Source organism: Acidovorax sp. GW821-FHT10E04 (assembly GCF_059415185.1).
This window is the reverse complement of the sequence record NZ_JBWKMT010000002.1, coordinates 396,623-421,327: the sequence shown is the minus strand read 5'-3', so window position 1 is coordinate 421,327 and position 24,705 is coordinate 396,623. Positions and strand designations below refer to the sequence as shown.

Here is a 24,705-nt window from a genome sequence, read left to right as displayed (position 1 = left end):
TCGGGCGCGTGCAACCACCGTGTTGGCCGGTATCCGGGCTGGCGGAACACCCTTCAAAGCCTTCCCAGGGGCTTGTTCAAGGCACCCAGTGGCATGTGTATGAAGGGGGAATCGGAACGATTCGTCCGCTGACCGTTGCGGGGGCAGCGCAGGCTGGGCGCACCATGGTTGGCGGCACCTCCCTGCTTCCCGTTGAACTGCGGCATGTGAACCACACCGCGAGCACCAACAACGGGATTTTACGACCGTTTACAACCGCCAACCCTACAATCGACAGCTGTATGGCAACACCGTCCACCACCGACCAGATCGCCGAGCGCGTCGAACGCCTGCTGCTGAGGCACGCGGAACTGCAACGCACCAACGCGCTGCTCGCCGATCAGGTGGCCGCCCTCGCGCAGGAGCGGGATTCGCTCAAATCGCGCCTGAGCGCGGCCCGCGCCCGGGTTGACGCGCTGCTGGAGCGGCTGCCCGCGGCGGCCCCTGTCACGAAAGAATCCGAATGAAGCAAATCGAGGTGCAGATCCTGCAGCAAAGCTACCTGCTGACCTGCCCCGAGGGGCATGAAAGCCGCTTGCTGGATGCCGTTGAACGCGTCGACACGGCCATGACCCGCATCCGCGACGCCGGCAAGGTGCGCGCCCGTGAACGCATCGCGGTGCTGGCCGCGCTGAACCTGGCTTTCGAGATTGCGGACCGCGAGGCGGCCGACCTGGCGGCGGGCGCGGCTGCCAAGTCCTCCCCGCCGCCTGCGGCACAGCCCGGAGCACAGGCCGCCTTGCCCCTGCCCGAGCGGGACGAGGACCACCTCAAGGTCCTGGTCCAGCGGCTCGACGAGGCATTGGGCGAGGACGGGCGCCTGCTCTGACGCGGCGCCCCCCGGCACCTCTGAACCCGGCGCGCCGCCCTGCGGTCTTTACATGTCCTGGCGCCGGCGTCGGACTCCGCCAGCGCCTACAATCAGGCTGTCTGCGATGCTGTCGGGCTTTATATTTCCTTGAACCAATGCTCAACGAGCTCGGGCTTGGTACATTGCCCGGTGAGCGTGATCATCTCGCGTCAGATGAACCCAACGCTTGGCTGCCCTCGCCCACCTGAACCCCCGGTTCAGGATGAGAGTCCGGTGGCAATCGCAGACACCTTCTTCCTTCCCCATGCCGCTGTCGCCGCCGCCTCACCTTCCCGCTGAACGGCCGACCGGGCGCCCCTCCCCGCCCGCTCTTCCCTCCCCTTCTCCCTTTTTGCCCCATGCTGGATCCTCTCCTGATCGTTGAACTCGGTGTACTGGGCCTGGCAACCGGCTTTCTGGCCGGCCTGCTCGGCATCGGCGGCGGCATGCTGCTGGTGCCGTTCATGACGTACATCCTGGGTGCCCAGAAGGTGGCACCGGACCTCGCGGTGAAGATGGCCATCGCGACCTCCATGGCGACGATCATGTTCACCTCGATCTCCAGCGTGCGCGCGCACCACCAGCGTGGCGCGGTGCGCTGGGACATCGTCAAGCGCCTGGCGCCCGGCATCGTGCTCGGTGGATTCATCGCCAGCCTGGGCGTGTTCGCGCTCCTCAAGGGCTCGTTCCTGGCGATCTTCTTCGCGCTGTTCGTGAGTTTTTCGGCCTCTCAGATGTTCCTGGACAAGAAGCCCGCCCCCTCGCGCCAGATGCCTGCCGGCGCGGGGCAGGTGGCGGCGGGCGGCGTGATCGGGTTCCTGTCGGGGCTGGTGGGTGCCGGCGGCGGCTTCGTGAGCGTGCCGTTCATGACGTGGTGCAACGTGCCCATCCACAATGCCGTGGCCACCAGCGCCGCGCTCGGCTTTCCCATCGCCCTCGCCAACGTGGTGGGCTACGTGATTGGCGGCCAGAACGTGAGCGGATTGCCCCCGGCATCGCTGGGCTACATCTGGCTTCCCGCCCTGGCGGTGATCGCGACCTGCAGCGTGCTCACCGCGCCCCTGGGCGCCAGGGCGGCGCACAGCCTGCCGGTCAAGCAACTCAAGCGCGTGTTCGCATCCCTGCTCTTCGGCCTGGCGGCCTACATGCTCTGGAAGGGCATCGCGGCCTCCTGAGGCTCTGCCGTGGGGCCACGGCGCAAGGGCAGCGGAGATGGTGGCCAAGGCGGTGGTGCGAAGCCCTTGGCCTCGCGCGCCTAGGTCTGGACGGAATTGCGCCGGCCCTGCGCCTTCAAGGGCAGCGGCTTGCCCAGCAGGGCACGAAACTCGTGGGCAGGAAGCCCGGGCGCGCACAGAAAACCCTGGTAGTGGTCGCATTGCATCTGAAGCAGCACCGCCTGCTGGGTTTCGGTTTCCACGCCCTCCGCCACCACCTCCACATGCATGGCGCGCCCCATGCTGATGATCGCGCTCACGATGGCCCGGTCGCCATCGTCGTCGGGCAGCCCGCGCACGAACGACTGGTCGATCTTGAGCTTGTGGATCGGCAGCTTCTTCAGGTACGCCAGGCTGGAATAGCCCGTGCCGAAATCATCGATGGCGAGGCCAATGCCCAGGCCGGCCAGCACGCGCAGGCGCTGCTCCATCTCCTGCGCATCCTGCAGCAGGATGGTTTCGGTCAGCTCCAGCTCCAGCAGCGTGGGCGGCAGCTGGTGCACCGCCAGCAGGCGCGTGATCCGGTCCACGAAATCGGGCTGGCGAAACTCCAGCGCGGACACGTTCACCGAGATCATGATGGGCATGCCGCTGTGCATCCACACCGCCGCCTCGCGCACGGCCTGCTCCATGACCCAGGCACCCAGCGTGACGATGTAGCCGGACTCCTCCGCGAGGGGGATGAACTGCCCGGGCGAGACCGCGCCGAATTCAGGGTCGGTCCAGCGGATCAGGGCCTCGGCGCCCGTGATGCGCCCCGTGGCCATGTTGACCTGCGGCTGGTAGTGCACCGCCATGCGGTCCAGCCCCAGCGCCTGGCGCATCGCATGCTCCATCTGCATGCGCGACAGCAGGTTGGCGTTCATTTGCGGCTGGTAGAAGCCATAGCTGCCCCGGCCGCGCTCCTTGACGCGGTACATGGCGGTATCGGCCTGCTTGATGAGGTCGTCCAGCGTGGCCCCGTCCTGCGGGTACAGCGCCATGCCGATGCTGCACTGGATGGAGAAACCCATGCCGTCGAGCATGAAGGGCTTGAGCATGTCGTCCAGGATGCGGCGCGCCACGCTCTCGGCCACCACGGCATCCCCACCGTGCAGATAGATGACGAACTCATCCCCGCCCAGCCGGCACAGCATGTCCGTCTGGCGCAGGCAGGCCTGCAATCGCTCGGCCACCAGCTGCAGCACCCGGTCGCCAAAGGGATGGCCCAGCGAGTCATTGATGATCTTGAAACGGTCGAGGTCCAGGAACAGGATCGCGAAACCGGTGTCGCTCTGGCGGGCGCCCTGGATGGCCGTGTCCACCCGCTGCGACAGAAGCAGCCGGTTGGGCAGCCCTGTGAGCACATCGCTGTACGCCAGCTCTTCGATGCGCTTCTGGGCCGCATGCTGCAGCGTCAGGTCGCGCATGAAGCCGATGCTCTGCACCAGCCGCCCCTCGTCGTCGCGCAACGCCACCCACGACAGCTGTACCGCGCAATAGGTCCCGTTGTCCCGGGGAAGCCACAGCTCGCCTTCCCAGAAGCCTTCGCTGGACCAGCCTTGCAGCACCTGTTCCATGAACGCCGCATCGGGGCCGCCGCCAAAGAGGGATGCCGCCGTGTTGCCCTCGAACGACTTGGCCGACGGGCCCACGAGGCGCTCGCATCCCGGGTTCATGCGCAGGACCCGGTGCTGGCTGTCGGCGATGAAGATCGCGTCCAGGCTGGATTCGAACACCCTGGCGGCAAGGCGCAGGCTGGCTTGTATCTCGGTCTGCCGGGTGATGTCCCGGAACGAGTACACACGCCCCACCGGCCGCCCCTGGCTGAACTGGGGGACCGTGCGCAGCTCCAGCACCGCGCCGTTGCGCAGCACCAGGATGTCGGTGCTCTCCCGCATCGGCTCGCGCGCAATCGCGGCCAGGCGCTCCGAATAGGCCTCCGCATCGTTCACCTGCGTGGCCATGTGGGCATACACCGCCCCGTCGTCACGCTCAAGGAGCAGGTCGCGCGGAATGCTCCACAGCTGTGCAAGGCGCTGATTGAACGCCCGCACCCGGCCATCAAGGCTGCAGACGAGCATGCCGTCGGCCGCGGAGTCCAGCGTGGCGCGCAGTTCGGACAGCAGGGTTTCCAGTTCGCGCTCGATGGCCTCCTGGGCACTGCGGTCCAGCATGGTCAGCATGTACACCGTATCGCCCCCCGCTGCGCCCCAGGGCACGCGGCTTACCTGCCGGTCCACGGGCACCAGCGTGCCATCCGCACGCAGAAGACGGGTGTGGGAATGGATGCCGCCCGCCACCACCTCGGCGGGCTCCCCCCAGAACGCCTGGTCCTGCGGCGTGGTAGCCAGGCCAAGCACCGATGCACCGACCATGGCGGACACGGGGGTCCCTACCAGCCGCTGCGCGGCGGCATTCGCGTGCAGGATGAGCAGGCTGGCCTCATCGACAAGCCAGACGGCTTCCTGCAGCGCGTCCAGCCAGCCGTGGGATTGCGAAACCCTCACGAACCTGCCTCTTCATTGCCGGGACTGACCGCACGCTCGAAAAAGTAACAGATGCGCTGACGGGGAGAGAGATAGTCCAGCGCATCGCGTGGCAGCTGCGCGGGCTTGAGGCTGCGCCGGATGCCCAGCTCGGGCACCGTTTCCAGGTCCAGGATCGGTGCTTCGTCCTTGGGCACACGGGAATCGTGCACGATGACCTTGGGCCGCAGGGGCCGCGACGAGTTGACCGAGGCAACGATCGCATAGCGGTCATTGACCAACTGGACAATGGAGCCCGGCGGGTACACCCCCATCATGCGGATGAATGCCCCCAGAACCACGGAATCGAAGCGCGCCTTGAGCTGCGCGAAGATGACGGACAACGCCTCGTGGGGCGTGAGCGCATCCACGCCGTTGGCCGGGTTGCACATGCGGTCGTACCGGTTGACCAGCGCCAGCACCTGCCCCGCCCGTCCCAGGTCAGGCCCCGACAGCCGCAGGGGGAACCCGCTGCCATCGGCCATTTCGTGATGCCGCGCAATGGCCGTCAGCACCGCTTCGGGCAGCCCCATGCGCGTGGCGAATGCCACGGACTCGCCCACGTGGGACTCGTAGCGCGTTCGCTCCATGGGGATCATCGAGGGCGTGGGCTGGCGCAGGTTCGGCGGCAGCTTGAGCTTGCCCAGGTCATGGATCAGGGCCGCGATGCCGAGATCATGCAGCTCGGAGCTCTTCATGCCCAGGGCACGGCCCAGCAGCAGGGAGATCACCATCACGTTGATGGGGTGCAGGGCATTGCGCTCGCCAACGCCCTCCGACAGCAACCGGATGACGGAGTCACCGTTCTCGAGGAGTTCCGATACGCAGCCAGCCACCAGCGCATCGCCCTTGGTGCGGGCCTGGTCCGGGTGCTCGGACGCAACGCGTTCGAGTGCCTGGTACTGCCGGGTGGCCTCTCCGAACCGCTGGTTGCAGGCCGCCAAGGTGCGGTTCTGCGCCTCCAGCAATTCGCGCCGGCGCTGCGCCTCCGGGTCCACGGTGGCCGTGGCGCCGGGGGCATCCGGTCCCTGGGCCGAGGGCACCGTCATCTCCGGCACGCTCCAGGCGGCCGGAACCAGCTCTCTTTGCTCCGGATCGCTTTTCTTGGGGACGTATCGCACCTCGGTGAGCCCCAGTTCCCGCAACGTCGCGATCTGGTCCGCCGATGCCACCCGGAAACTGCTCACCGGGAACGGATGGTGCATCCAGCCCACATCGAGCTGGATGTACATGCCGACGCGCAGTTGGCTGATATCGATGAGGATGGAGGAGTTCACTTCGGGGCGCGCGAAACATGGAGACGTGAATGCCACCAATAGTTACACAGATTATCGCCAGTTCGAAGGCCTTGTCGAAGGAGCCCACCCGCGCCGCGGCGGCACGGCAACACTTGCCTGCCCGAAGCCACGGGGCGGGACAATCCCCCTCATGGGGATGTGGGTTACCGAAACCGCCTCGCCCTCAGGCCGCCGCGGCCCGAATGCACGCTAGCGGCACCACAGTGAGGGTTTGTAGACGAGGTCCATCCACAGTGCCCAGCTTGCCACCGCGCAGAGCAGGCCACCGGCGGCGCGCGTCCCCCAGTCCGCGCGCACGGTGTTGAGCCGGGCCCGCAACCGCGTCCAGGCCCAGGGCCCGCCGACCAGCCAGACGCCGCTGCCAATGCCAAAAAGCGCCATGGACAATGCGCCCTCCAGGGGCCCTCCGCTCAAGGCAGCCACCAGCAGCGCCGAATACAGCAAGCCACAGGGCATCAGCGCCCAGAGAAACCCCGCGGCAAGAATGCCTCCCGGGGCACGGACCAGAGGCCGCACGCGCTCCCACACGCCACGGCCCGCCTGCTCCACCCAGAGCGGCTGCCGCGCCTGGACCATCAGCATCAGCCCCCACGCCATCACCGCGACGTGCATCAAGGTCCACGCCGGGCGCAGTGCCATGGTCTGCTGAGTGAGCCACGCCAGGCTGTCCATGGCCAGGGCGGCCAGCCCGCCCGCCAGGGCATATCCCGTCAGGCGGCCCGTATGAAAGGCCACGGCCCGCCGGGCCACGCCACCGCGCGGTGCCCACCGCACCGCCTGCACCTTCGGGGGAGCCCCCTCCGCCGGCGCCCCGGCGCCCGGGGCGGATGCGCAGCCCGCGCTCCCCTGCCCCACCACGGCGCCACAAGGTGCCGAGCACATGGCCAGGCAATGGGACCCGCCAACGAGCCCCATCAACAAGGCAGTCGAGGCAACCGTTGCAAGCATGGGATTCAGATGATGCGTGAAAAACGCGCGCGGTTGCGGTCTGCCTGCAGATATCGGTCGAAAACCATGGCGATGCCGCGCACGAAGAACCAGCCCATGGCCGTGACCTCGACACCGTCGGGCCTCACCTTGACCAGTCCCTGCTCGGCCATGGTGTCGAGTTGCGCCAGTTCGGCGGAGAAATAGTGCCGAAAATCGAGGAGCCAGGCCTGTTCCATGGGCTCGAACAGCAGTTCTCCCTGGCACATCAAGGACATGATGACGGCACGGCGCACGAGGTCGTCCCGCGTCAGGGCCAGGCCACGCACCACGGGCAGACGCCCCTGGTTCAGCAGGTCGTAGTACTCATCCAGGGTCTTGGCGTTCTGGCTGTAGGTGGCGCCGACCCTGCCAATGGCCGACACGCCCAGGCCGATCAGGTCGCAGTCGGGCTGGGTGCTGTAGCCCTGGAAGTTGCGGTGCAAGCGGCCCTGCCGCTTGGCGACGGCCAGCGAGTCCTCCGGCAGCGCGAAGTGGTCCATCCCCACATACACATAGCCGGCGCCCATGAACGCGTCGAGCGAACGGGAGAGCATCGACACCTTGCCGGAGGCTGCGGGCAGTTCGGCGGAGAGGATGCGGCGCTGGGGCTTGAACCGCTCCGGCAGGTGGGCATAGGCATACAGCGCAATGCGATCAGGCCGCAACTGAACCACCTGCGCCAGCGTGCGGTCGAACGACTCCGGCGTCTGGCGCGGCAACCCGTAGATCAGGTCCACATTGATCGATTCGAAGCCGAGCGAGCGCGCGGATTCCACCAGCGAAAACACCTGTTCGGCGGGCTGGATGCGGTGCACCGCCTTCTGAACCTCGGGGTCAAAATCCTGCACGCCAAAACTCAGCCGGTTGAATCCAAGCTCCGCGAGCACGGCAAGCCGGTCGGCATTGACGGTACGGGGGTCCACCTCGATCGAGTACTCCCCGCCCGGCGCCAGGGTGAAGCTGCGCTGGAGCATCGCCATGAGTTCCCGCAAGCCATCGTCCGACAGGAAGGTGGGGGTGCCGCCGCCCAGATGCAGCTGGCTCACCACCTGCCCCGTGCCGCAGTGCGCCGTGTGCAGATCGATCTCGCGGCTGAGATAGCGCAGATAGACTTCAGCCCGGTCGTGGTGCTTGGTGATGATCTTGTTGCAGGCGCAGTAGTAGCACAGCGACTCGCAAAAAGGGATGTGCACATACAGGGACAAGGGCAGCGCCTTGGTCAGGGTGCCCATGCGGCGCTGCTCGAGGGCGAGGGCGTAGTCCTCCTGGCCGAAGGCTTCCACAAACCGGTCGGCCGTCGGATAGGAGGTATAGCGGGGGCCTGGTACGTCAAAACGGCGCAGCAGGTCAGGCGAAACAGCGGTCATGGGGCGAATCCTTGCGTACACCTTGACTGTGCCGTAAGCTGCCCCCCATGTCCTTGACATGAATCAAGTGATGGAGTGGCCGGAACAGCGACAATTTGATGCATGTCAGTCGCCTGCCCGCCCTCCAAGAGACTCCCTCTTCGGCCATCGGGCGGTATGCTCGAAACCTAACTCCGCCCTGTGCCTATGAACCCGCTCACCATCAAAGTCGCCTGTTCCAATTGCAACCTGCGCGAGCTGTGCATGCCGGTGGGCCTGAGCGAAGAGCAACTGCACCGCATCGACGAGGTCGTTGCAGTTCGCCGCAAGGTGAAGCGCGGCGGTACGCTGTTTCGCAATGGTGAGTCGTTCACCTCGCTTTATGCCATCCGCACCGGCTTTTTCAAGACCTGCGTGGCCACCGAGGACGGACGCGACCAGGTCACGGGGTTCCAGATGGCGGGCGAGATCATCGGCCTGGACGGCATCGTGAATGACCACCACACCTGCGATGCGGTGGCCCTGGAAGACGCCGAGGTCTGCGTCATGCCGTTTGACCGCATCGAGGAATTGTCCCGCGAGGTCACCGCGCTGCAGCACCACGTGCACAAGATCATGAGCCGCGAGATCGTGCGCGAACACGGCGTGATGCTGCTGCTGGGCAGCATGCGTGCCGAGGAGCGCCTGGCAGCGTTCCTGCTCAATCTGGTGCAGCGCCTGCACGCCCGCGGATTCTCGCAGTCCGAGCTGGTGCTGCGCATGACGCGCGAGGAGATCGGCAGCTACCTGGGCCTCAAGCTCGAGACCGTGAGCCGCACCTTCTCCAAGTTTGTGGAAGAAGGCATTGTCGAAGTCAAGCAGCGCCATGTCCGCATCCTCGAGACCGACGCGCTCAAGCGCATCGTGAACAACCAGTCCGCCTGCCACTGAGCAAGGCGAGCCAGGTCCGCCCGTCCCGGCAACGCCTTGCCACCGGAGCCCGGCCGGTGCGCTGTTCAAGGGCAGGATGATGTCTTTCGGCAATCATCAGGGCGCTCGCCTTCGGGCACGGGGCAGCGGTTGAGTTCAAAGGGCGACATTGCCAGCAGCGTGGTCAACGCGCTGGAGGCCATGGTGATGGCCCAGAACGCAAAGAACGCGAGCGTGTAGACGCCCTGGCGCGACAGGGCCAGCGGCTGCCCGAACCAATGCAGGTCCTGCGGGTCCACCATAGCAAAAACCAGCATCTCCATCGCGCCCGCCATCAGAAAGGCGGGCCATGCAATCCACATCAGGCGTTGCGTCCACATCGGGGTTGTCTCCTGGTAAGGCCGCGCAGACCCGCTGCTCGGCCAGGGGTTTCAGCGTGGCTGGTCCTGAACCGGTGTCGCCGCGTGGTTGCGGCCCTTCATGGCCGGGGCCAGGCTCTTCTCCGGAGCCTCCAGCGTCTTGTTGATTTCGATGCCCTGGCGGTAGTAGTCCTCGACGACCACGGGGTCTGGCCGCGAAATCGCCAGCCACAGCGTGACAAAGCCCGCCACGATGACGATGGCAGGGCCGGCGATGATCAGCCAGACGTGGCCGAATTTCCACCAGGGCGCAGCGGTGGCGGGGGCGGAGCCGATGGCTGGATTGGATGGCATGGGTGCTTGCTCCTCAAAAATCTTCTCGGTCATACAACGTCCCCGGGGCCGTGCACCGGGGTGCACGTCGCCTCATCGGGGCACCAGGAATACGGACTTCTCGGTCACATGGGCCGCAGCGCCCACCGCCTGCACATCGAACTGCACGGCATGGGAGCCCGGGGGCGCGGAGCCATACGGTATCTGCAGGCGCACGGCCACCCACCGGGACTCCGCGGGGCCAATGTCCACCTCGGCTTCAGAGGCCACCTCCAGCCCGTCCAGGCCGCGGGCGCCGATGCGGTAGCGCTGGGGGCCTTCGGTGGCGTTCATGATCTGCAGGCGGTAGATATTCTCCAGCTTGCCGCCCGCCACGATGCGCGACAGGGCCGCGCGGTCGCGCACCACATCCACCTTGAGCGGCGTGCGGGTGACCAGGCTGGCCATCATGCCCACGCACAGTGCCACCAGCACGGCGGTGTAGATCAGCACGCGAGGCCGCAGGACGCGCCGCAGGATCTGCGACTGGCTCCAGCGCTGCGCCACGCCGTTCAGCGTGGAAAAGCGGATCAGCCCCCGGGGGTAGTGCATCTTGTCCATCACCGTGTTGCACGCATCCACGCACAGTCCGCAGCCAATGCACTCGTACTGCAGGCCCTTGCGGATATCGATGCCCACGGGACACACCTGCACGCACAGGGTGCAGTCAATGCAGTCGCCCAGGCCCTTGGCCTTGTGGTCGATCGTCTTGTTGCGCGGGCCGCGCGGCTCGCCGCGTTCCACGTCATAGCTCACGATCAGGGTGTCCCGGTCGAACATCGCGCTCTGAAAGCGCGCGTAGGGGCACATGTACTTGCACACCTGCTCGCGCATGTAGCCCGCATTGCCATACGTGGCAAAGCCGTAGAACAGCACCCAGAATATCTGCCAGTTGCCCTGCAGCGCCAGCAGTTCCGCGCCGAGCTCGCGGATGGGCACGAAATAGCCCACGAACGTGAACCCCGTCCACAGCGCCACGGTGATCCATACCACCTGTTTGAGAAACTTCTTGCGGATCTTCTCGAAGGTCCAGGGCCCGTTGTCCAGCCGCAGCCGGGCACTGCGATCGCCTTCGATCTTGTGCTCGATCCACATGAACATTTCGGTGTAGACCGTCTGGGGACAGGCGAAACCGCACCACAGCCGCCCCGCCACGGCCGTGAACAGGAAAAGCGACAGCGCCGAGATGATGAGCAGGCCCGTGAGATAGATGAAGTCCTGCGGATAGAGCACCAGCCCGAAAATATAGAACCGCCGTGCCCCCAGGTCGAACAGCACCATCTGGCGCTGCCCCCACTCGAACCAGGGAAGGCCGTAAAAGACCAGTTGCGTGAGAAACACCATGCCCCAGCGCCAGCGTGCGAACAGGCCACTGATGGAGCGCGGGTAAATCTTCTTCTGCGCTTCGTACAAGGAGACGATCTCGCCCTCGGACGAGGCATCGGATGCAACCGGTGCAATCGGAATGACCTTGCGGGCTGGCCCGCTGGGTGGCTTCATGGTGGTGTCGACCTATTGGCTTGGTGTGTCTTCAGCAATGGGGCAAAAAACCGGGGGCAGCGCCAGGGGGCGCACCACCCGGCCCGGATCAGCGCACCGCGGCAGCCTGCTTGCCGTTGGACAGGCCCCATACGTACGCAGACAGCACGCCGATCTGCGCTTCCGTCAACTTGTCGGCCTGGGCCGGCATCTGGTTGACCTTGCCGTTGTTGACCATGGCGGTAATGGCCGCCTCGCCCCAGCCATGCAGCCAGACGTCGTCGGTCAGATTGGGGGCACCCAGCGCCTGGTTGCCCTTGCCGTCCATGCCATGGCAGGCCGCGCATGCCGTGAACTTGGACTTGCCCAGCGAAGCACGCAGCGAATCGTGCGGGCTGCCCGACAGGCTCAGCACATAGTGCGACAGGTTGCGCACGTCTTCGGGCGTGCCCACTGCGGCCGCCATGGGAGGCATGTTGCCCACACGGCCCTTCTCGATCGTTTCACGGATCTTCTCGGGCGCCCCGCCATGGAGCCAGTCACCGTCCGCCAGATTGGGGAAACCCTTGCTGCCGCGCGCGTCGGAACCATGGCACTGAGCGCAGTTGTTCATGAACAGGCGCTCGCCAATGGCCTGGGCCTGCGGGTCCCTGGCCACGTCTTCCGGCTTCATCGAGGCGAAACGGGCATACAGCGGCTCCAGTTCAGCCTTGGCCTTGGCCATCTCGGCTTCGTATTCGCCCTTCTGCGTCCAGTTCAGCTTGCCGGTGAAACTGCCAAGGCCTGGGTAGGCGGCCAGGTAGCCGAAGCCGAAGACGATGGTGATGACGAACAGCCAGACCCACCAACGCGGCAGGGGGTTGTTCATTTCGACCAGGTCCTCGTCCCAGACGTGGCCCGTGGTGTTGTCGGCCGTGGCCATCACCTTCTTGCGGCCTGCCATCCATAGCAGGATGCCGCAGGCGATGATGCCGACCAGGGTCAGCGTGGTCACAAAGACCGACCAGAAATTGCTGGTGAAGTCACTCATGGGGTGTTCTCGTTCTGGTGGGGGTCAATCTTGTTCAAAGGGCAGCCGAGCGGCCTCGTCAAACCGGGCCTTGTTGCGGCCCCGGTAGGCCCAGACCCAGATGCCGACGAAGCAGGCCATCGAGGCCAGCGTGGCGACGATGCGCATGGTGGTGATGTCCATTGCGAACCTCCTTTACTTGAGCGCACGGCCCATGACTTGCAGGTAGGCGACCAGCGCCTCCATCTCGGTCTTGCCCTTGACGTCGGCCGCGGATGCCGCGATCTGCTCGTCCGTGTAGGGCACGCCGACGGTGCGCAGCGCCTTCATGCGCGGCGCAACGCTCGCGGGGTCCACCGCGCTCTTTTCCAGCCAGGGATAGGCGGGCATGTTCGACTCGGGCACCACGTCGCGCGGGTTGTTCAGGTGGATGCGGTGCCACTCATCGCTGTACTTGCCGCCCACGCGGTGCAGGTCGGGTCCGGTGCGCTTGCTGCCCCACTGGAAGGGATGGTCGTACACGAACTCGCCCGCCACCGAGTAGTGGCCGTAGCGCAGCGTCTCGGCGCGGAAGGGGCGGATCATCTGCGAATGGCAGTTGTAGCAGCCCTCGCGGATATAGATGTCGCGGCCCACCAGTTGCATGGCGTTGTAGGGCTCCACACCCTTGACCGCCTCGGTCGTGGACTTCTGGAAGAACAGCGGCACGATCTCCACCAGGCCGCCAATGGCGATCACGAGCAGGATCAGCACGATCATCAGGAAGTTGTTGGTCTCGACTTTCTCGTGGGAGAAGCCGGTCGAAGAAGATGGATTGTTGTTGGACATGGGTTATCTCCTTCGGCTCAGGCGTGCGCCGCATTCACGGCTGGAATGGCAACCTTGACCGAACGGCCCGAGATCGCTGTCACCCACACGTTCCAGGCCATGACCACCATGCCCCCCAGATACAGCAGGCCGCCAGCCACACGGATCACATAGAAAGGGTACGTGGCCTTCACGCTCTCGACGAAGGTGTAGGTGAGCGTGCCATCGGGATTGATGGCGCGCCACATCAGGCCCTGCATCACGCCGGCGATCCACATGGCGGCGATGTACAGGACGATGCCGATGGTGGCCATCCAGAAGTGCAGCTCGATCGCCTTGATGGAGTGCATCTTCTCGCGGCCGAACAGGCGGGGAACCAGGTAGTACAGCGACCCCATCGAGATCAGGCCCACCCAGCCCAGGGCGCCGGAGTGCACGTGGCCCACGGTCCAGTCGGTGTAGTGGCTCAGGGCATTGACGGTCTTGATGGACATCATCGGGCCCTCGAACGTGGACATGCCGTAGAACGACAGCGACACGATCAGGAAACGCAGGATCGGGTCGTCGCGCAGCTTGTGCCAGGCGCCGGACAGCGTCATCACGCCGTTGATCATCCCGCCCCAGCTGGGGGCCAGCAGAATCAGCGAGAACACCATGCCCACCGATTGCGTCCAGTCGGGCAGCGCGGTGTAGTGCAGGTGGTGGGGACCGGCCCACATGTAGGTGAAGATCAGCGCCCAGAAGTGGACGATGGACAGGCGGTAGCTGTACACGGGACGGCCTGCCTGCTTGGGGATGAAGTAGTACATCATCCCGAGGAAGCCCGCCGTGAGGAAGAAGCCCACGGCATTGTGGCCATACCACCACTGCACCATCGCATCCTGCACGCCCGCATAGGCCGAGTAGCTCTTCATGAAGCCGGCGGGAATCGCTGCGCTGTTGACCACATGCAGCAATGCCACGGCCAGGATGAACGCACCGAAGAACCAGTTGGCCACATAGATGTGCTTGACCTTGCGCACACCGATGGTGCCGAAGAACACGATGGCGTAGGACACCCAGACCAGCGTGATCAGGATGTCGATGGGCCATTCAAGCTCGGCGTACTCCTTGCCGGAGGTGTAGCCCAGCGGCAGGCTGATGGCGGCGGCCACGATGACCAGCTGCCAGCCCCAGAACGTGAACGCCGCCAGCGGCCCGGCGAACAACCGGACCTGGCTGGTGCGCTGCACCACGTAGTAGCTTGTGGCGAACAGCGCGCAGCCGCCAAACGCAAAAATCACCGCGTTGGTGTGCAGGGGGCGCAAGCGCCCGTAGCTGAGCCAGGGTATGCCAAAGTTGAGTTCAGGCCAGGCCAGCTGGGCGGCGATGATGACGCCCACCAGCATGCCAACCACCCCCCATACCACGGCCATGATAGAAAACTGCCGCACCACCGTGTCGTTGTAGTGCGCAGCATTTGTTTTTGGAGAATCCATCGGGCACCTCTTTGTATTGCAGTAAGAGTTTGTTGCAGCCAGCTTTTCAGGGCATTGACACAAGTCAATCGTCTCGGAGAATCCGTTCACCTTCTTGCTCGACGCTCTCGAACTGGCCGTGATGGACCGCCCACCACAGTCCTGCAAGAACCATCAAGACCAGCACCACGGACAGCGGAATCAGCAGGTACAGAATGTCCATCAGGCGGCCTTCAGCGTTGTCTTGGTGATTTCAATGGCCGGAGCACCCTCTGGCGGCAGCGGCGCCGCGCCCGAGAAAGACAACGGCGGAAGATCTCGTGCGAGGCGCGCGGCATTGAGAACCACCAGCAGCGAACTCAGCGCCATTCCCAGCCCGGCGAGCCAGGCGGGCATGAAACCCGCCACGGCCAATGGAACACAAAGGGCGTTGTAGCCCGCGGCCCACCACAGGTTCTGGCGCACCACACGCAGAGTGCGCCGCGCCAGCAGCACCGTTTGCGGCACCAGCGCCAGGCTGTCGCCCAGCACGACAAAATCGGCCTGCGCCTGCGCCAGCGGCACGGCGCGGCCAAACGCGAAGGACACATGGGCGCCTGCCAGCACCGGGCCATCGTTCATGCCATCGCCCACCATGGCCACGTGGTGGCCGCCGGCCTGCAGCGCCTGCAATGCGGCCAGCTTGCCCTGGGGCGTGCACTCCCCCGCCGCCTGCGCTATGCCCGCCTGCGCAGCCACGCGCCGCACCGACACGGCCCGGTCACCGGACAGCAGCTGCACCGCCATGCCGGCATCCGCCAACGCCGTCACCACGGCCGGGGCCTCGGCGCGCAGAGCCTCCACCAGGTCGAAGCGCGCCAGTTCCAGCACCCGCCCGTCGGGGCGCTGTTCCGACAGCACCACCTGCAGTGCGGCGCCGTCCTGCGGCGCCACGCCCGCATGGCGGGCGGAGCCCAGCCGGAACGTGCGGGCAGGCTCCGCGCCCAGGCCATCCCGCGCCACGGCCACCAGGCCGAGCCCGGCTTCCTCCTGCAGGCCGCTCACGATCCAGCGCCCGTCGTCCTGCGCGCCAGCGGCGGCCACCACGGCGCGCGATGCGGGATGCATCGATTGGCGCGCCAAGGCGGACGCCAGCGCCAGCGCGCCCCGTGCCGCCCATCCTTCGGTGGTATGCACGGCTTGCAATGCCATTCCGTCCCGCGTGAGCGTGCCGGTCTTGTCAAACACCACGGTATCCACACGGGCCAAGGCCTCCAGGCCCTGCAGGTTGCGCACCAGCACGCCATGGCGCGCCAGCGTGCCCGCCGCCGTGAGCATGGCGACCGGTGTGGCCAGGGACAGCGCGCAGGGGCAGGTGACGATGAGGACCGCCACCGCCACCATCAGCGCATGGCCAGGATCGGAGGGCCACCAATACGCGGCCGCCAGGGCCGCGGCCGCGAGCACCGCCACCAGGAACGGCCGCGCGATGCGGTCGGCCAGTTGTGCCAGCCGGGGTTTCTGCAGCGACGCGCTTTCCATCAAGGCCACGATCTGCGCGAAGCGCGTCTGCCCGCCCGTGCCCTCCACCTGCACCTCCACCGGCGCCTGCAGGTTGTAGCTGCCGGCCGTGACCACGCTGCCCACGGGCCGCGCCACCGGGGTGGACTCTCCCGTCAGAAGGGATTCGTCGGCCTGGGTGCTGCCCCGGGTGATGCGCCCATCGGCCGGAAAGGCCTCGCCCGGCAGCACGCGGATCGTGTCCCCCACGGCCAGGCGGCGTGTGGCCACGCGCACGAAACTGCCATCCGCCGAGCGCCGCTCCACGCTGTCGGGCAGGCGGTTCATCACGGCTTCCAGCGCGCCGGCAGTGCGGTCGCGCAGGCGCAGCTCAAGCCAGCGCCCCGTGAGCAGGAAAAAGACGAACATGGTCAGCGAGTCGTAGTACACCTCTTTCCCGAAGATGCCCGTGGGGTCGAAGGTCCCGGCCGTGCTCACCGCGAAAGTGATGGCCATGCCCAGCGCCACGGGCAGGTCCATGCTCACGCGGCGCAACCGGATATCGCGCAGCGCGCTGGAGAAGAAGGGTCCGCACGCAAAGACCACCATCGGCAAGGTAATGACCCAGGAAGCCCAGCGCAGCAGCTGCTCCATCTCCTGCGTGAGGTCGCCCGGCTGTGCCACATAGGCCGGCCACGCGTACATCATGACCTGCATCATGCAAAAACCCGCCACCAGCCAGCGCCACAGCGCGCGGCGGCTCTCGCGCAAGCGCTGCTCGCGTGCAAAGGCGTCCATGGCGGGCATGGCGCGGTAGCCTGCCTTGTGCACTGCTTGCATCCACTGCGAGGGGCGCACCTGCGCCGGGTGCCAGACCACGCGCGCGCGCCGCGTGGCGGCGCTCACATCGGCCTGCTGCACGCCCGGCACGGCGCGCAGCGCGTCTTCGATGGTGAGCGCGCAGGCCGCGCAGTGCATGCCCTCCAGCACCACCTGGGATTCCCAGGCGCACGCGGCAAGGTCCGCGGGAGCACCACCCGCCTGAGCACACGGGCGGCCGAATGCCGACCATTCCTGCGGGTCGTCCAGCAGCACGGCCTGCGGAGCGGGCGCGGCCGCCGGCCACGCGTCCGTCCCGGCATCTGTCTGATGCACCGGGGATGAGGCCGGCGCACCGGGTCCAAACATTGACATGGTTCAAGCCTATCGTGAGGGCCCGGCAGGTACATTGACCTGGATCAAGCCCCGGAACATGATTGATCCTAAGCTTGTTCCATCACTTTGAGGAGCCCTTTATGTACAAACGCATCCTGATTGCCACGGACGGTTCGGCCCTGTCGGACAAAGCGGTGGAGCACGGCCTGTCCCTTGCAGCCCTGTCGGGCGCCACGGTGGTGGCCCTCAAGGTCGTGCCACGCTATCCCCGCAGCTACTTTGAAGGCGGCATGCCGGTCGACATGAGCGACGTCAAGCGCATCGAGAAACAGTGGGGCGACGCCGCGCAGGCCATGGTCGATGGCGTCAAGACCGAAGGCATCGCCCAGGGCGTTGCCGTGAAGGCCGTCATCGCCAAATCCGATCTCGTCGCGGAAGCGGTGATCTCCGCCGCCAAGAAACACAAGTGCGACCTGATCGTCATGGCATCGCACGGCCGCAAGGGGCTCAAGCGCCTGCTGCTGGGCAGCGAAACCCAGCATGTGCTCACGCACTCGCACATCCCCGTGCTGGTGCTGCGCTGAGCACAGGGCAGAGGCCCCGCCGCGCGGGCCTTGCCCAACGGCAGGGTCGGACCCACGGCCGTGGCCCTGGCCGCCCCCGCGGAGCGGGCTGAAGGCACGCGGCGCATGCAGGCCTGCCGGCAACATACAGGTCTGTATCACATCTCCGCGCGATGTGGGAAAATCTGCGCATGAGACCACCTGGAACCCGTGACGGCACCCCGTCCTCGCGAGCTGCCTCCTCCGCCACGCCCGCGGCCATGCCGCCCGGCGATGTGCAGCAACGCATCCTCGACACCGCTTCCCAGCTTTTCTACAACGAGGGCGTTCGCGCGGTGGGCATCGACCTGATCATCGAGCGCGCGAAGATCGCCAAGACCAGCCTCTACCGCTACTACCGCACCAAGGATGACCTGATCGCGGCCTTCCTGGAGCGCGAAGACCGCGAGTTCTGGCAGCAATGGGACGACGTTGTCTCAACGCACGGCCCCGATCCCGCGGCGGAGCTCGACGCCCTGCTCCAGTGGGTGGGCGAGCGGGTGGCCCGCCCGGGCTACCGGGGATGCCCCCAGCTGAACGTGGCCGCGGAATTCGCGGACCCCGCGCACCCTGCCCGCGCCATCTCGGCCCGCCACAGGCTGGAGCAGCGCAAGCGGCTTTCGGCGCTGTGCCGGCGGCTCGGTGTGAAAAAGCCGGACGTGACCGCCGCCCAGCTCTCGCTGCTCGTGGATGGCGCGTTCAGCAGCGGGGCGCTGCTGCTGGGCGACAGCGCGGCCAAGGCCCTGCGGGCGGCCGGACGCGCCCTGATCGGCGGCGGGCACTGACTGCGACGGGCAGGTGCCAGCAGGCCGCGCCTGCGGCAGCCGCCAACCCACGGGGTCAGGAAAACAGTGCCTTGTGCTGCTCGCGCAGAAGGTTCTTCTGCACCTTGCCCATGGTGTTGCGCGGCAACTCGTCGGCCACGAAGCAGCGCTTGGGGATCTTGAAGTTGGCCAGCTGCGACTTGAGCCGCGCCACGATGGCCTCGCCGTCGAGCTTCACGCCCGGCTTGGCGATGACCACGGCCACGCCCACTTCGCCGAAATCCGGGTGGGGCACGCCGACCAGGGCGCTTTCGGCCACGCCGGGCATGTCGTTGATGTAGCCCTCGATCTCGGCGGGGTAGACGTTGTAGCCGCCGCTGATGATCAGGTCCTTGCTGCGGCCCACGATGCTCACGTAGCCGCGCTCGTCCACCTTGCCCACGTCGCCGGTCTTGAACCAGCCGTCAGGCGTGAACTCCTCGGCCGTCTTCTCGGGCATGCGCCAGTAGCCCTTGAACACATTGGGGCCCTGGACCTGGATGTTGCCGATCTCGCCCACGGGCAGCCGCTTGTTGGCATCGTCCACCACGCGCAGGCCCACGTCGGGCAGCGGGAAGCCCACGGTGGCGCCGCGCCGCTCGGTCTGGCCGGCATGGCGCGCATCGGCCGCGTAGGGGTTGGAGGTGAGCATGATGGTCTCGCTCATGCCGTAGCGCTCCAGGATGGTGTGGCCGGTGCGCTGCTGCCATTCGTTGAAGGTCTCGATGAGCAGCGGCGCCGAGCCCGCGACGAACAGGCGCATGTTCTTCGCCGCCTCCTTGGTGAGGCCGGCCTCGCCCAGCAGGCGCACGTAGAGCGTGGGCACGCCCATGAAGACGGTGGCGCGCGGCATGGCGGCGAGCACGGCCTTGGGGTCGAATTTGCTGAACCAGATCATCTTGCTGCCATTGATCAGCGCGCCGTGGATGGCCACGAACAGGCCGTGCACGTGGAAGATGGGCAGGGCGTGGATCAGCACGTCGCCACGGCCATCAGGCCCTCCGGTAGCCGTCCAGCCCCAGTACTCCTTGAGCACCTGCGCGTTCGACAGCAGGTTGCCGTGCGTGAGCATGGCGCCCTTGCTGCGGCCCGTGGTGCCGCTGGTGTACAGGATGGCGGCCAGGTCATCGGCCGCGCGCTGCACGGGCGTGTGGCTGTCGCCATGGTGCGCCGCGCGCTCCAGCAGGCTGCCGGTGCGGTCGTCGCCCAGGGTAAAGACGTGCTGCGTGCCCAGCGTGAAGGCGATCTTCGACACCCAGCCGAAGTTGCCCGGGCTGCACACCACCACCGCAGGCTCGGCGTTGCCGATGAAGTACTCGATCTCGGCGCTCTGGTAGGCCGTGTTGAGCGGCAGGAACACGTAGCCCGCGCGCAAGGTGGCGAGGTACAGCAGCATGGCTTCGACCGACTTTTCCACCTGCACGGCCACGCGGCTGCCCTCGGGCAGCTTGAGCGAGGCCAGCAGGTTGGCGATGCGCGCGCTGGCATGGTCCAGGTCGGCCCAGCTGTAGTGCAGCGGGGTGCCGTCGGGCGCCGTGGTTTCCACGGCGGTGCTGCCCAGGTCGGAGGGAAAGGCTGCGCGCAGGGCGCTGAAGAGGTTGTGTTGGCTCATGGCAGTTGGGCGGGGTTGCAAATGGTCAGATCCACAAGAGGAATGGAAATGGGCAAGGCCCATCAAAACACGGGGGCGCGTTTTTCAAGGAACGCGGTGATGCCTTCGCGGTGCTCGGCGCTGTCCGCGTACGCATAGGGGTCAGGCACATCGTTTGCTATATCTTTAATAGCTGATTGCGCATTTACAGCAGGCGCCACAGGCACTTTCAATGCCCGAAATGTCTGTTTGTTCATGCGGGCGGCCTGGGGTGCCAGCGCGGCAATGCGCTGCGCGCTGCCCACCGCCTCGGTGGCCGTCCTGTCGTCGGCCACCACGCGGCTCAGGAAACCGCGCGCCAGCATGTCGGCGGCGCTGAAGGTGGCGGCTTCCAGCAGCATCTGCCGGGCCGTCACATCGCCCACGGCGCCGGCCACCAGTTGCGCCTCGCGGGGGGCCATGGGGAAGCCGAGCTTGGCGATGGGGGCGCCAAAGCGGGCCGTGCCGCCCGCGATGCGGATGTCGCAGCAGCTGGCGATCTCCACCCCGGCACCCATGCAGGCCCCGCTGATCTGGGCCACGATGGGGACGTCGCACAGGAGCATGGCGCTCAGCCCGCCCCAGACGTCGTTCTCATGGAAATCGCGCAAGGCCGCGGTGTCGAAGCGAAAGCCCGGGTACTCCGAAATGTCGCCCCCCGCGCAGAAGGCATCGCCCTCGCCGGCGATGAGCACGCAGCGCACATCGCTGCGCCGCTGGATGTCTTGAAACACCTCGCGCAGTTGCCGCCACATGCCCCGCGACATCGCGTTCAGCCGCCCGGCATGGCGCAAGGTGACATGCACCACGCCACGCTCACCGGCATCCATCAACACTTCACCTGACATATTCGTTGCCCATCACGTTTGCAAAGTCCACGCCCCACAACAACTGGCGCAACGCCATCGCCAGTGCCACCGTGGAACTGGCTCTGCCAGGCCACGGGTGGCGTCCCCCTCAGGGGGATGGCGCGAAGCGCCTCAGGGGGTCAATCAAGTTTTGCGCCAGAAGCCTTCACCACCGCCGCCCAGCGCTTGACCTCGCTGCTGACCATGCCGGCGAACTGCTGCTGCGTGAGGCCGCCGTATTCGGCGCCATTGCTGGCCCAGATGGTCTTGAGCTCGTCGGCCGCGCCGAGCTTGCGGATCTCCTCGACGATGCGCGCCTGGACATCGGCCGGCGTTCCCTTGGGCGCCCACAGGCCATACCAGGTGGTCACGGTGTAGTCGGGCAGGCCCACTTCGGAAGCGCAGGGCACGTCCGGGAAGGCCGCGTTGCGCTTGGAGCCGGACACCATCAGCGCCTTGATGCGCCCCGCCTTGATATGCGCGGCCGACGAACCCAGGCCATCGAACATCATGTCCACCTGCCCACCGATCAGGTCCTGCAGCGCAGGGCCCGCGCCACGGTAGGGGATGTGCGTGATGAAGGTGTTGGTCTGCTGCTTGAACAGCTCGCCCGCCAGATGGTGCGATGTGCCCGCGCCCGCCGAGCCGTAGTTGAGCTTGGCGGGGTTGCGCTTGACATGGTCCATGAACTGCTGGAAGTTGCCCACCGGCACGTTCTTCGGGTTGACCACCACCACCTGCGGCACGTTGGCCAGCAGGTACAGCGGAATGAAGTCCTTCTCGATGTCGTAGTCGAGCTTGGGGTACATCGACGGGGCGATGGCGTGGTGCACCGCGCCCATGAACAGCGTGTACCCGTCGGGCGCGGCCTTGGCGGCAAAACTGGCGCCCACGGTGCCCCCCGCCCCGCCCCGGTTGTCGATCACCAGCGTCTTGCCGGTGGCGCGGGAAAACTGCGCGGCCAGCGGCCGCGCGAACGCATCGGTGCCGCCTCCGGCCGGAAAGGGGACGACCAGGTTCACGGGCTTGGAGGGCCAGGCGGAGGCCTGCGCCCAGCTGCCGCCGCTGCCCAGGCCCAGGCCCGCTGCCGCCGCTGCGGCCAGCAGGCTGCGGCGCTGCACCGCTCGGTCGTCGATTCGCATGTTGTCTGTCATTTCCTTGTCTCCTGTCGTCGTTGTAAAAATGGAAACCGGCCCGTGGCGTGCGATCGGCCATCGGCCACCGGTTGCTGCCTGCACTTCTACCAGAAAGACGCCGCGCCCCGGGCGCCACGCCTGCCAGGCGGGCAGGTCAGCCGCCTTTCGGCCCCCGGCCCACCGGCCCAGGGCCAAAACAGTGCCGCCCGCCGCGCGGGCGGCACGGATCAATCACCACGGCACAGGCTGTCGATGTCCCCCGACACCGGCACCTTGCCCTGCGCAAGCAGGCTGCGGTGCTTGTCGATGCGCTTGAGGTCATACAGATAGTTCACCATCAGCCCGTACGACTGCTTGAGCCCCTTGCCGGAAGGATCGCCCGCCCAGTTCAGCCGTTCAACCCGCGCGCCGTTGCCCAGGTGAAAGCGTGCCACCGGGTCGACCGGCTTGCCTTCGTGCAGTTCGCGCCCCAGGTAGCGGGCGGCGCATTCCAGCAGCATCTGGCGCACGGGCGATTTGGCGTCAAGCTCCAGGGCCTTGTCGATGGCGGCCAGCAGGTGCGTGGGCTGCGGGGGCTCGAAGCCCACCGCGCGGCCCAGCTCGGCGCGGCGCTTGTCATCCAGGCGCTCGAGCATCGCCCCCGCGTGCTTGCCCAGCCACGAGCGGAAGCCCGGAATGGGCGACAGCGTGGCAAAGGTGCGCAGCCGCGGGAACTCCGCGGTGAGCGTCTCCACCACGTGCTTGATGAGCGAATCGCCGAAGCTCACGCCGCGCAGGCCCGTCTGTGTGTTGCTGATCGAGTAGAAGATCGCCGTGGTGGCCCGGGAGATGTCCACCGGCGCGGCCGCCTCGTCCAGCAAGGGCGTGATGCTGGCAGAAATCTTGTCCACCAGCGCCACCTCCACGAAGATCAGCGGCTCGTTGGGCAGGCGTGGGTGAAAGAAGCCGTAGCAGCGCCGGTCGCTGTCGAGCCGGTTCTTGAGGTCCGCCCAGCTGCGGATGTCATGCACGGCCTCGTACTTGATGAGCTTTTCGATCAGCGAGGCTGGCGAATCCCACGACAGGCGGCGCAGCTCCAGGAAGGCCACGTCGAACCAGGTGGAGAACAGGTGTTCCAGCTCCGCATCCAGCGCCAGCAGGCGCTTGTCGGCCTTGAGCAGCGGCAGCAGCTCGGCCCGCATGTCCACCAGGAAGCGCATGCCCTCGGGGAACACGGAAAAGCGCTGCAGCAGCCGGGTGCGCGGCGACACCAGCGCGCGGCGCAGGCTGATCTCGGCCTGCCCCTCTTCGGCCGTGCCCGCCGCGGCCTCGTAGCGCTGGCGGGCCGACTTGAAGCGCGTGGCGTCGGGCGCGAACTGCTCGCACATCAGGAGCCACATGTCGCGCCGCTCCTCGGTCTCGGCCCTGGCATACCACTCGGCCACCGCCTGGGCGCGGCGCCCGCCCTCGAGCTCACTCACCTGCGGGGCCACCACCTCCTGCAGGTCCGCCAGCAGGCGGCGCAGCGCGCGCGGCGACAGCGCCTCCTGCCCGCGGCGCAGCGTCGCCTGCAGACGTTCGTGCGTGGAGCGCGGCACGGCCACCTTGGCCACCACATCCGTCACCGACTTGTCGATGGCGGCCCTCGCGGGCTTCTCGCCGGACTTGTCGGCCGCCTTGTCCGTGGCAGGCGCGGCGGTGCGCAGGCGGGACACGCTGCGGGCGATCCATTCGGGGGTACTGTTCATCATGGTGTCAGCCTCGATTGCTGGTTGCGGGCAACGTCGCGCAGCGCATCGCGCTGGCGCAACAGGTGGGTGCGCATGGCCTCCTCGGCAGCGTCGCAGTCGCGCGCCTTGAGCGCGGCGAACACGGCCAGGTGCTCGGCCAGGCTTTGCTGCAGGCGGCCCGGCGCATGCAGCGTCTGCAGCCGCGCCAGCCGCAGGATCTTGCGCAGGTCGCCGATCACCTGCGCCAGCCAGCGGTTGTCCGCCAGCGTGATGAAGGCCTCATGGATCGCGTAGTTGGCTTCGTAGTAGTCGGTAAGGAGTCCGTCCGAGGCGCATTGCTGCAGGCGCTCGTGCAGCACCTCCAGCGCCGCGACGTCGGCGGCGCCCGCCTTGCGGGTGGCCTCGTGCGCGGCCCGCCCCTCCAGCAAGGCGATCACCGGGAACAGGTCGTCCAGGTCGCGTTCGGAGATCTCTGCCACGAAGCACCCCCGGCGCGGCTCGTGGCGCAGCAGGCCCTCGGCCACCAGCACCTTGAGCGCCTCGCGCAGCGGCGTGCGCGAAATGGCCAGCCGCTCGCACAGCGCCGCCTCGTCCAGAAAACTCCCCGGCGGCAAGGCCCCGGCGAAGATCTGCTCGCGCAGCCGCGAGGCGGCTTCGTCGTGCAATGAGTTGGGAATCGGGCGCATGGTGCGGGTGAACTCCAGTGGCAGAGGCGGCACAGTCAGATT

24 protein-coding genes and 1 riboswitch are annotated in these 24,705 nt (G+C 66.8%); of the genes, 6 read left to right on the top strand and 18 right to left on the bottom strand.

Going from position 1 to position 24,705, the window contains the following annotated elements:
* Nucleotides 1-7 precede the first annotated feature (7 nt).
* Nucleotides 8-245: riboswitch (cobalamin riboswitch) on the bottom strand.
* Nucleotides 246-281: 36 nt separating this feature from the next.
* The 3 genes from AC07OC_RS06920 (at nucleotide 282) to AC07OC_RS06910 (ending at nucleotide 2,064) form a co-directional block, all read left to right on the top strand.
* Entirely contained in the window at nucleotides 282-506 is a 225-nt protein-coding gene (locus AC07OC_RS06920; protein WP_218294155.1) for a DUF904 domain-containing protein, read from the top strand.
* Complete coding sequence (locus tag AC07OC_RS06915) at nucleotides 503-868, top strand: cell division protein ZapA (RefSeq protein WP_218294154.1); 366 nt, start codon at nucleotides 503-505, stop codon at nucleotides 866-868. The genes AC07OC_RS06920 and AC07OC_RS06915 overlap by 4 nt, the downstream gene beginning before the upstream one ends.
* A gap of 380 nt (nucleotides 869-1,248) precedes the next feature.
* Nucleotides 1,249-2,064 carry a sulfite exporter TauE/SafE family protein gene (locus AC07OC_RS06910; RefSeq protein ID WP_218294153.1) on the top strand — a complete coding sequence of 272 codons (816 nt, stop codon included), beginning with the start codon at nucleotides 1,249-1,251 and terminating at the stop codon, nucleotides 2,062-2,064.
* Between the two features lie 80 nt (nucleotides 2,065-2,144).
* On the opposite strand, the gene AC07OC_RS06905 is transcribed toward AC07OC_RS06910, so the two are convergent.
* The 4 genes from AC07OC_RS06905 to hemN all read right to left on the bottom strand — a co-directional run bounded on the left by AC07OC_RS06905 (nucleotide 2,145) and on the right by hemN (nucleotide 8,244).
* Nucleotides 2,145-4,592 (bottom strand): sensor domain-containing protein, encoded by a 2,448-nt coding sequence (locus AC07OC_RS06905; RefSeq protein WP_494600642.1) that lies wholly within the window; start codon nucleotides 4,590-4,592, stop codon nucleotides 2,145-2,147.
* Nucleotides 4,589-5,887, bottom strand: coding sequence for a cyclic di-GMP phosphodiesterase (locus AC07OC_RS06900; RefSeq protein ID WP_218294151.1), 1,299 nt, complete (start codon nucleotides 5,885-5,887; stop codon nucleotides 4,589-4,591). The genes AC07OC_RS06905 and AC07OC_RS06900 overlap by 4 nt, the downstream gene beginning before the upstream one ends.
* A 210-nt stretch (nucleotides 5,888-6,097) precedes the next feature.
* Nucleotides 6,098-6,856: a sulfite exporter TauE/SafE family protein gene (locus AC07OC_RS06895; protein ID WP_494600640.1), complete on the bottom strand. Its 759-nt coding sequence runs from the start codon at nucleotides 6,854-6,856 to the stop codon at nucleotides 6,098-6,100.
* A gap of 5 nt (nucleotides 6,857-6,861) precedes the next feature.
* A complete protein-coding gene (hemN, locus tag AC07OC_RS06890) occupies nucleotides 6,862-8,244 on the bottom strand; it encodes an oxygen-independent coproporphyrinogen III oxidase (protein ID WP_218294149.1) in 1,383 nt (460 codons plus the stop codon).
* A 186-nt stretch (nucleotides 8,245-8,430) separates the two neighbouring features.
* Here hemN and fnr point away from each other — a divergent pair, with 186 nt between their 5' ends.
* Nucleotides 8,431-9,153, top strand: a complete 723-nt coding sequence (fnr, locus tag AC07OC_RS06885; protein ID WP_218294148.1) for a fumarate/nitrate reduction transcriptional regulator Fnr — start codon at nucleotides 8,431-8,433, stop codon at nucleotides 9,151-9,153.
* A 65-nt stretch (nucleotides 9,154-9,218) separates the two neighbouring features.
* Here the strand turns inward: fnr and AC07OC_RS06880 are convergent, their stop codons facing one another.
* The 9 genes from AC07OC_RS06880 to AC07OC_RS06840 all read right to left on the bottom strand — a co-directional run bounded on the left by AC07OC_RS06880 (nucleotide 9,219) and on the right by AC07OC_RS06840 (nucleotide 17,282).
* Nucleotides 9,219-9,512 carry a hypothetical protein gene (locus AC07OC_RS06880; RefSeq protein ID WP_218294147.1) on the bottom strand — a complete coding sequence of 98 codons (294 nt, stop codon included), beginning with the start codon at nucleotides 9,510-9,512 and terminating at the stop codon, nucleotides 9,219-9,221.
* Nucleotides 9,513-9,563: 51 nt separating this feature from the next.
* Nucleotides 9,564-9,845 (bottom strand): FixH family protein, encoded by a 282-nt coding sequence (locus AC07OC_RS06875; RefSeq protein WP_218340801.1) that lies wholly within the window; start codon nucleotides 9,843-9,845, stop codon nucleotides 9,564-9,566.
* A gap of 72 nt (nucleotides 9,846-9,917) precedes the next feature.
* Nucleotides 9,918-11,363 (bottom strand): cytochrome c oxidase accessory protein CcoG, encoded by a 1,446-nt coding sequence (ccoG, locus tag AC07OC_RS06870; RefSeq protein ID WP_218340800.1) that lies wholly within the window; start codon nucleotides 11,361-11,363, stop codon nucleotides 9,918-9,920.
* Nucleotides 11,364-11,451: 88 nt separating this feature from the next.
* Entirely contained in the window at nucleotides 11,452-12,372 is a 921-nt protein-coding gene (ccoP, locus tag AC07OC_RS06865; RefSeq protein ID WP_218294144.1) for a cytochrome-c oxidase, cbb3-type subunit III, read from the bottom strand.
* A 24-nt stretch (nucleotides 12,373-12,396) separates the two neighbouring features.
* Complete coding sequence (locus AC07OC_RS06860) at nucleotides 12,397-12,534, bottom strand: cbb3-type cytochrome oxidase subunit 3 (RefSeq protein ID WP_010460656.1); 138 nt, start codon at nucleotides 12,532-12,534, stop codon at nucleotides 12,397-12,399.
* A 12-nt stretch (nucleotides 12,535-12,546) separates the two neighbouring features.
* Complete coding sequence (ccoO, locus tag AC07OC_RS06855) at nucleotides 12,547-13,179, bottom strand: cytochrome-c oxidase, cbb3-type subunit II (RefSeq protein ID WP_218340799.1); 633 nt, start codon at nucleotides 13,177-13,179, stop codon at nucleotides 12,547-12,549.
* Nucleotides 13,180-13,196: 17 nt separating this feature from the next.
* Entirely contained in the window at nucleotides 13,197-14,636 is a 1,440-nt protein-coding gene (gene ccoN, locus AC07OC_RS06850; RefSeq protein WP_218294142.1) for a cytochrome-c oxidase, cbb3-type subunit I, read from the bottom strand.
* A 64-nt stretch (nucleotides 14,637-14,700) separates the two neighbouring features.
* A complete protein-coding gene (ccoS, locus tag AC07OC_RS06845) occupies nucleotides 14,701-14,838 on the bottom strand; it encodes a cbb3-type cytochrome oxidase assembly protein CcoS (RefSeq protein WP_056169616.1) in 138 nt (45 codons plus the stop codon).
* A complete protein-coding gene (locus tag AC07OC_RS06840; protein ID WP_218340945.1) occupies nucleotides 14,838-17,282 on the bottom strand; it encodes a heavy metal translocating P-type ATPase in 2,445 nt (814 codons plus the stop codon). Before AC07OC_RS06840 ends, ccoS begins: the two co-directional genes overlap by 1 nt.
* 107 nt (nucleotides 17,283-17,389) lie before the next feature.
* Between AC07OC_RS06840 and AC07OC_RS06835 the strand changes: the two genes are divergently transcribed.
* Both AC07OC_RS06835 and AC07OC_RS06830 read left to right on the top strand, forming a co-directional pair.
* Nucleotides 17,390-17,833, top strand: a complete 444-nt coding sequence (locus tag AC07OC_RS06835; RefSeq protein WP_218294141.1) for a universal stress protein — start codon at nucleotides 17,390-17,392, stop codon at nucleotides 17,831-17,833.
* Between the two features lie 170 nt (nucleotides 17,834-18,003).
* Nucleotides 18,004-18,636 carry a TetR/AcrR family transcriptional regulator gene (locus AC07OC_RS06830; protein WP_218294140.1) on the top strand — a complete coding sequence of 211 codons (633 nt, stop codon included), beginning with the start codon at nucleotides 18,004-18,006 and terminating at the stop codon, nucleotides 18,634-18,636.
* 55 nt (nucleotides 18,637-18,691) lie between these two features.
* Here the strand turns inward: AC07OC_RS06830 and AC07OC_RS06825 are convergent, their stop codons facing one another.
* The 5 genes from AC07OC_RS06825 to AC07OC_RS06805 form a co-directional block, all read right to left on the bottom strand.
* The gene (locus tag AC07OC_RS06825) at nucleotides 18,692-20,266 is read right to left on the bottom strand and encodes a malonate--CoA ligase (RefSeq protein ID WP_218340798.1); all 1,575 of its coding nucleotides are present in this window, start codon (nucleotides 20,264-20,266) and stop codon (nucleotides 18,692-18,694) included.
* A 62-nt stretch (nucleotides 20,267-20,328) separates the two neighbouring features.
* Nucleotides 20,329-21,132 (bottom strand): enoyl-CoA hydratase/isomerase family protein, encoded by an 804-nt coding sequence (locus AC07OC_RS06820; protein ID WP_218340797.1) that lies wholly within the window; start codon nucleotides 21,130-21,132, stop codon nucleotides 20,329-20,331.
* Between the two features lie 140 nt (nucleotides 21,133-21,272).
* Nucleotides 21,273-22,286: a Bug family tripartite tricarboxylate transporter substrate binding protein gene (locus tag AC07OC_RS06815; RefSeq protein ID WP_218294137.1), complete on the bottom strand. Its 1,014-nt coding sequence runs from the start codon at nucleotides 22,284-22,286 to the stop codon at nucleotides 21,273-21,275.
* Nucleotides 22,287-22,495: 209 nt separating this feature from the next.
* Nucleotides 22,496-23,995 carry a malonyl-CoA decarboxylase gene (locus AC07OC_RS06810; RefSeq protein WP_218340944.1) on the bottom strand — a complete coding sequence of 500 codons (1,500 nt, stop codon included), beginning with the start codon at nucleotides 23,993-23,995 and terminating at the stop codon, nucleotides 22,496-22,498.
* Nucleotides 23,995-24,663 carry a GntR family transcriptional regulator gene (locus AC07OC_RS06805; RefSeq protein WP_218294136.1) on the bottom strand — a complete coding sequence of 223 codons (669 nt, stop codon included), beginning with the start codon at nucleotides 24,661-24,663 and terminating at the stop codon, nucleotides 23,995-23,997. Before AC07OC_RS06805 ends, AC07OC_RS06810 begins: the two co-directional genes overlap by 1 nt.
* Nucleotides 24,664-24,705 lie beyond the last annotated feature (42 nt).

Bases quoted from the DNA above. Each gene is read 5' to 3' on its own strand.
- AC07OC_RS06895 (WP_494600640.1), bottom strand. From the start codon at position 6,856: ATGCTTGCAACGGTTGCCTCGACTGCCTTGTTGATGGGGCTCGTTGGC.
- ccoO (WP_218340799.1), bottom strand. From the start codon at position 13,179: ATGTCCAACAACAATCCATCTTCTTCGACCGGCTTCTCCCACGAGAAA.
- AC07OC_RS06815 (WP_218294137.1), bottom strand. From the start codon at position 22,286: ATGACAGACAACATGCGAATCGACGACCGAGCGGTGCAGCGCCGCAGC.
- hemN (WP_218294149.1), bottom strand. From the start codon at position 8,244: ATGACCGCTGTTTCGCCTGACCTGCTGCGCCGTTTTGACGTACCAGGC.
- fnr (WP_218294148.1), top strand. From the start codon at position 8,431: ATGAACCCGCTCACCATCAAAGTCGCCTGTTCCAATTGCAACCTGCGC.
- ccoP (WP_218294144.1), bottom strand. From the start codon at position 12,372: ATGAGTGACTTCACCAGCAATTTCTGGTCGGTCTTTGTGACCACGCTG.
- AC07OC_RS06875 (WP_218340801.1), bottom strand. From the start codon at position 9,845: ATGCCATCCAATCCAGCCATCGGCTCCGCCCCCGCCACCGCTGCGCCC.
- ccoS (WP_056169616.1), bottom strand. From the start codon at position 14,838: ATGGACATTCTGTACCTGCTGATTCCGCTGTCCGTGGTGCTGGTCTTG.
- AC07OC_RS06810 (WP_218340944.1), bottom strand. From the start codon at position 23,995: ATGAACAGTACCCCCGAATGGATCGCCCGCAGCGTGTCCCGCCTGCGC.
- AC07OC_RS06840 (WP_218340945.1), bottom strand. From the start codon at position 17,282: ATGTTTGGACCCGGTGCGCCGGCCTCATCCCCGGTGCATCAGACAGAT.
- AC07OC_RS06860 (WP_010460656.1), bottom strand. From the start codon at position 12,534: ATGGACATCACCACCATGCGCATCGTCGCCACGCTGGCCTCGATGGCC.
- AC07OC_RS06835 (WP_218294141.1), top strand. From the start codon at position 17,390: ATGTACAAACGCATCCTGATTGCCACGGACGGTTCGGCCCTGTCGGAC.
- AC07OC_RS06910 (WP_218294153.1), top strand. From the start codon at position 1,249: ATGCTGGATCCTCTCCTGATCGTTGAACTCGGTGTACTGGGCCTGGCA.
- AC07OC_RS06920 (WP_218294155.1), top strand. From the start codon at position 282: ATGGCAACACCGTCCACCACCGACCAGATCGCCGAGCGCGTCGAACGC.
- AC07OC_RS06915 (WP_218294154.1), top strand. From the start codon at position 503: ATGAAGCAAATCGAGGTGCAGATCCTGCAGCAAAGCTACCTGCTGACC.
- AC07OC_RS06880 (WP_218294147.1), bottom strand. From the start codon at position 9,512: ATGTGGACGCAACGCCTGATGTGGATTGCATGGCCCGCCTTTCTGATG.
- ccoG (WP_218340800.1), bottom strand. From the start codon at position 11,363: ATGAAGCCACCCAGCGGGCCAGCCCGCAAGGTCATTCCGATTGCACCG.
- AC07OC_RS06830 (WP_218294140.1), top strand. From the start codon at position 18,004: ATGAGACCACCTGGAACCCGTGACGGCACCCCGTCCTCGCGAGCTGCC.
- AC07OC_RS06825 (WP_218340798.1), bottom strand. From the start codon at position 20,266: ATGAGCCAACACAACCTCTTCAGCGCCCTGCGCGCAGCCTTTCCCTCC.
- ccoN (WP_218294142.1), bottom strand. From the start codon at position 14,636: ATGGATTCTCCAAAAACAAATGCTGCGCACTACAACGACACGGTGGTG.
- AC07OC_RS06805 (WP_218294136.1), bottom strand. From the start codon at position 24,663: ATGCGCCCGATTCCCAACTCATTGCACGACGAAGCCGCCTCGCGGCTG.
- AC07OC_RS06820 (WP_218340797.1), bottom strand. From the start codon at position 21,132: ATGTCAGGTGAAGTGTTGATGGATGCCGGTGAGCGTGGCGTGGTGCAT.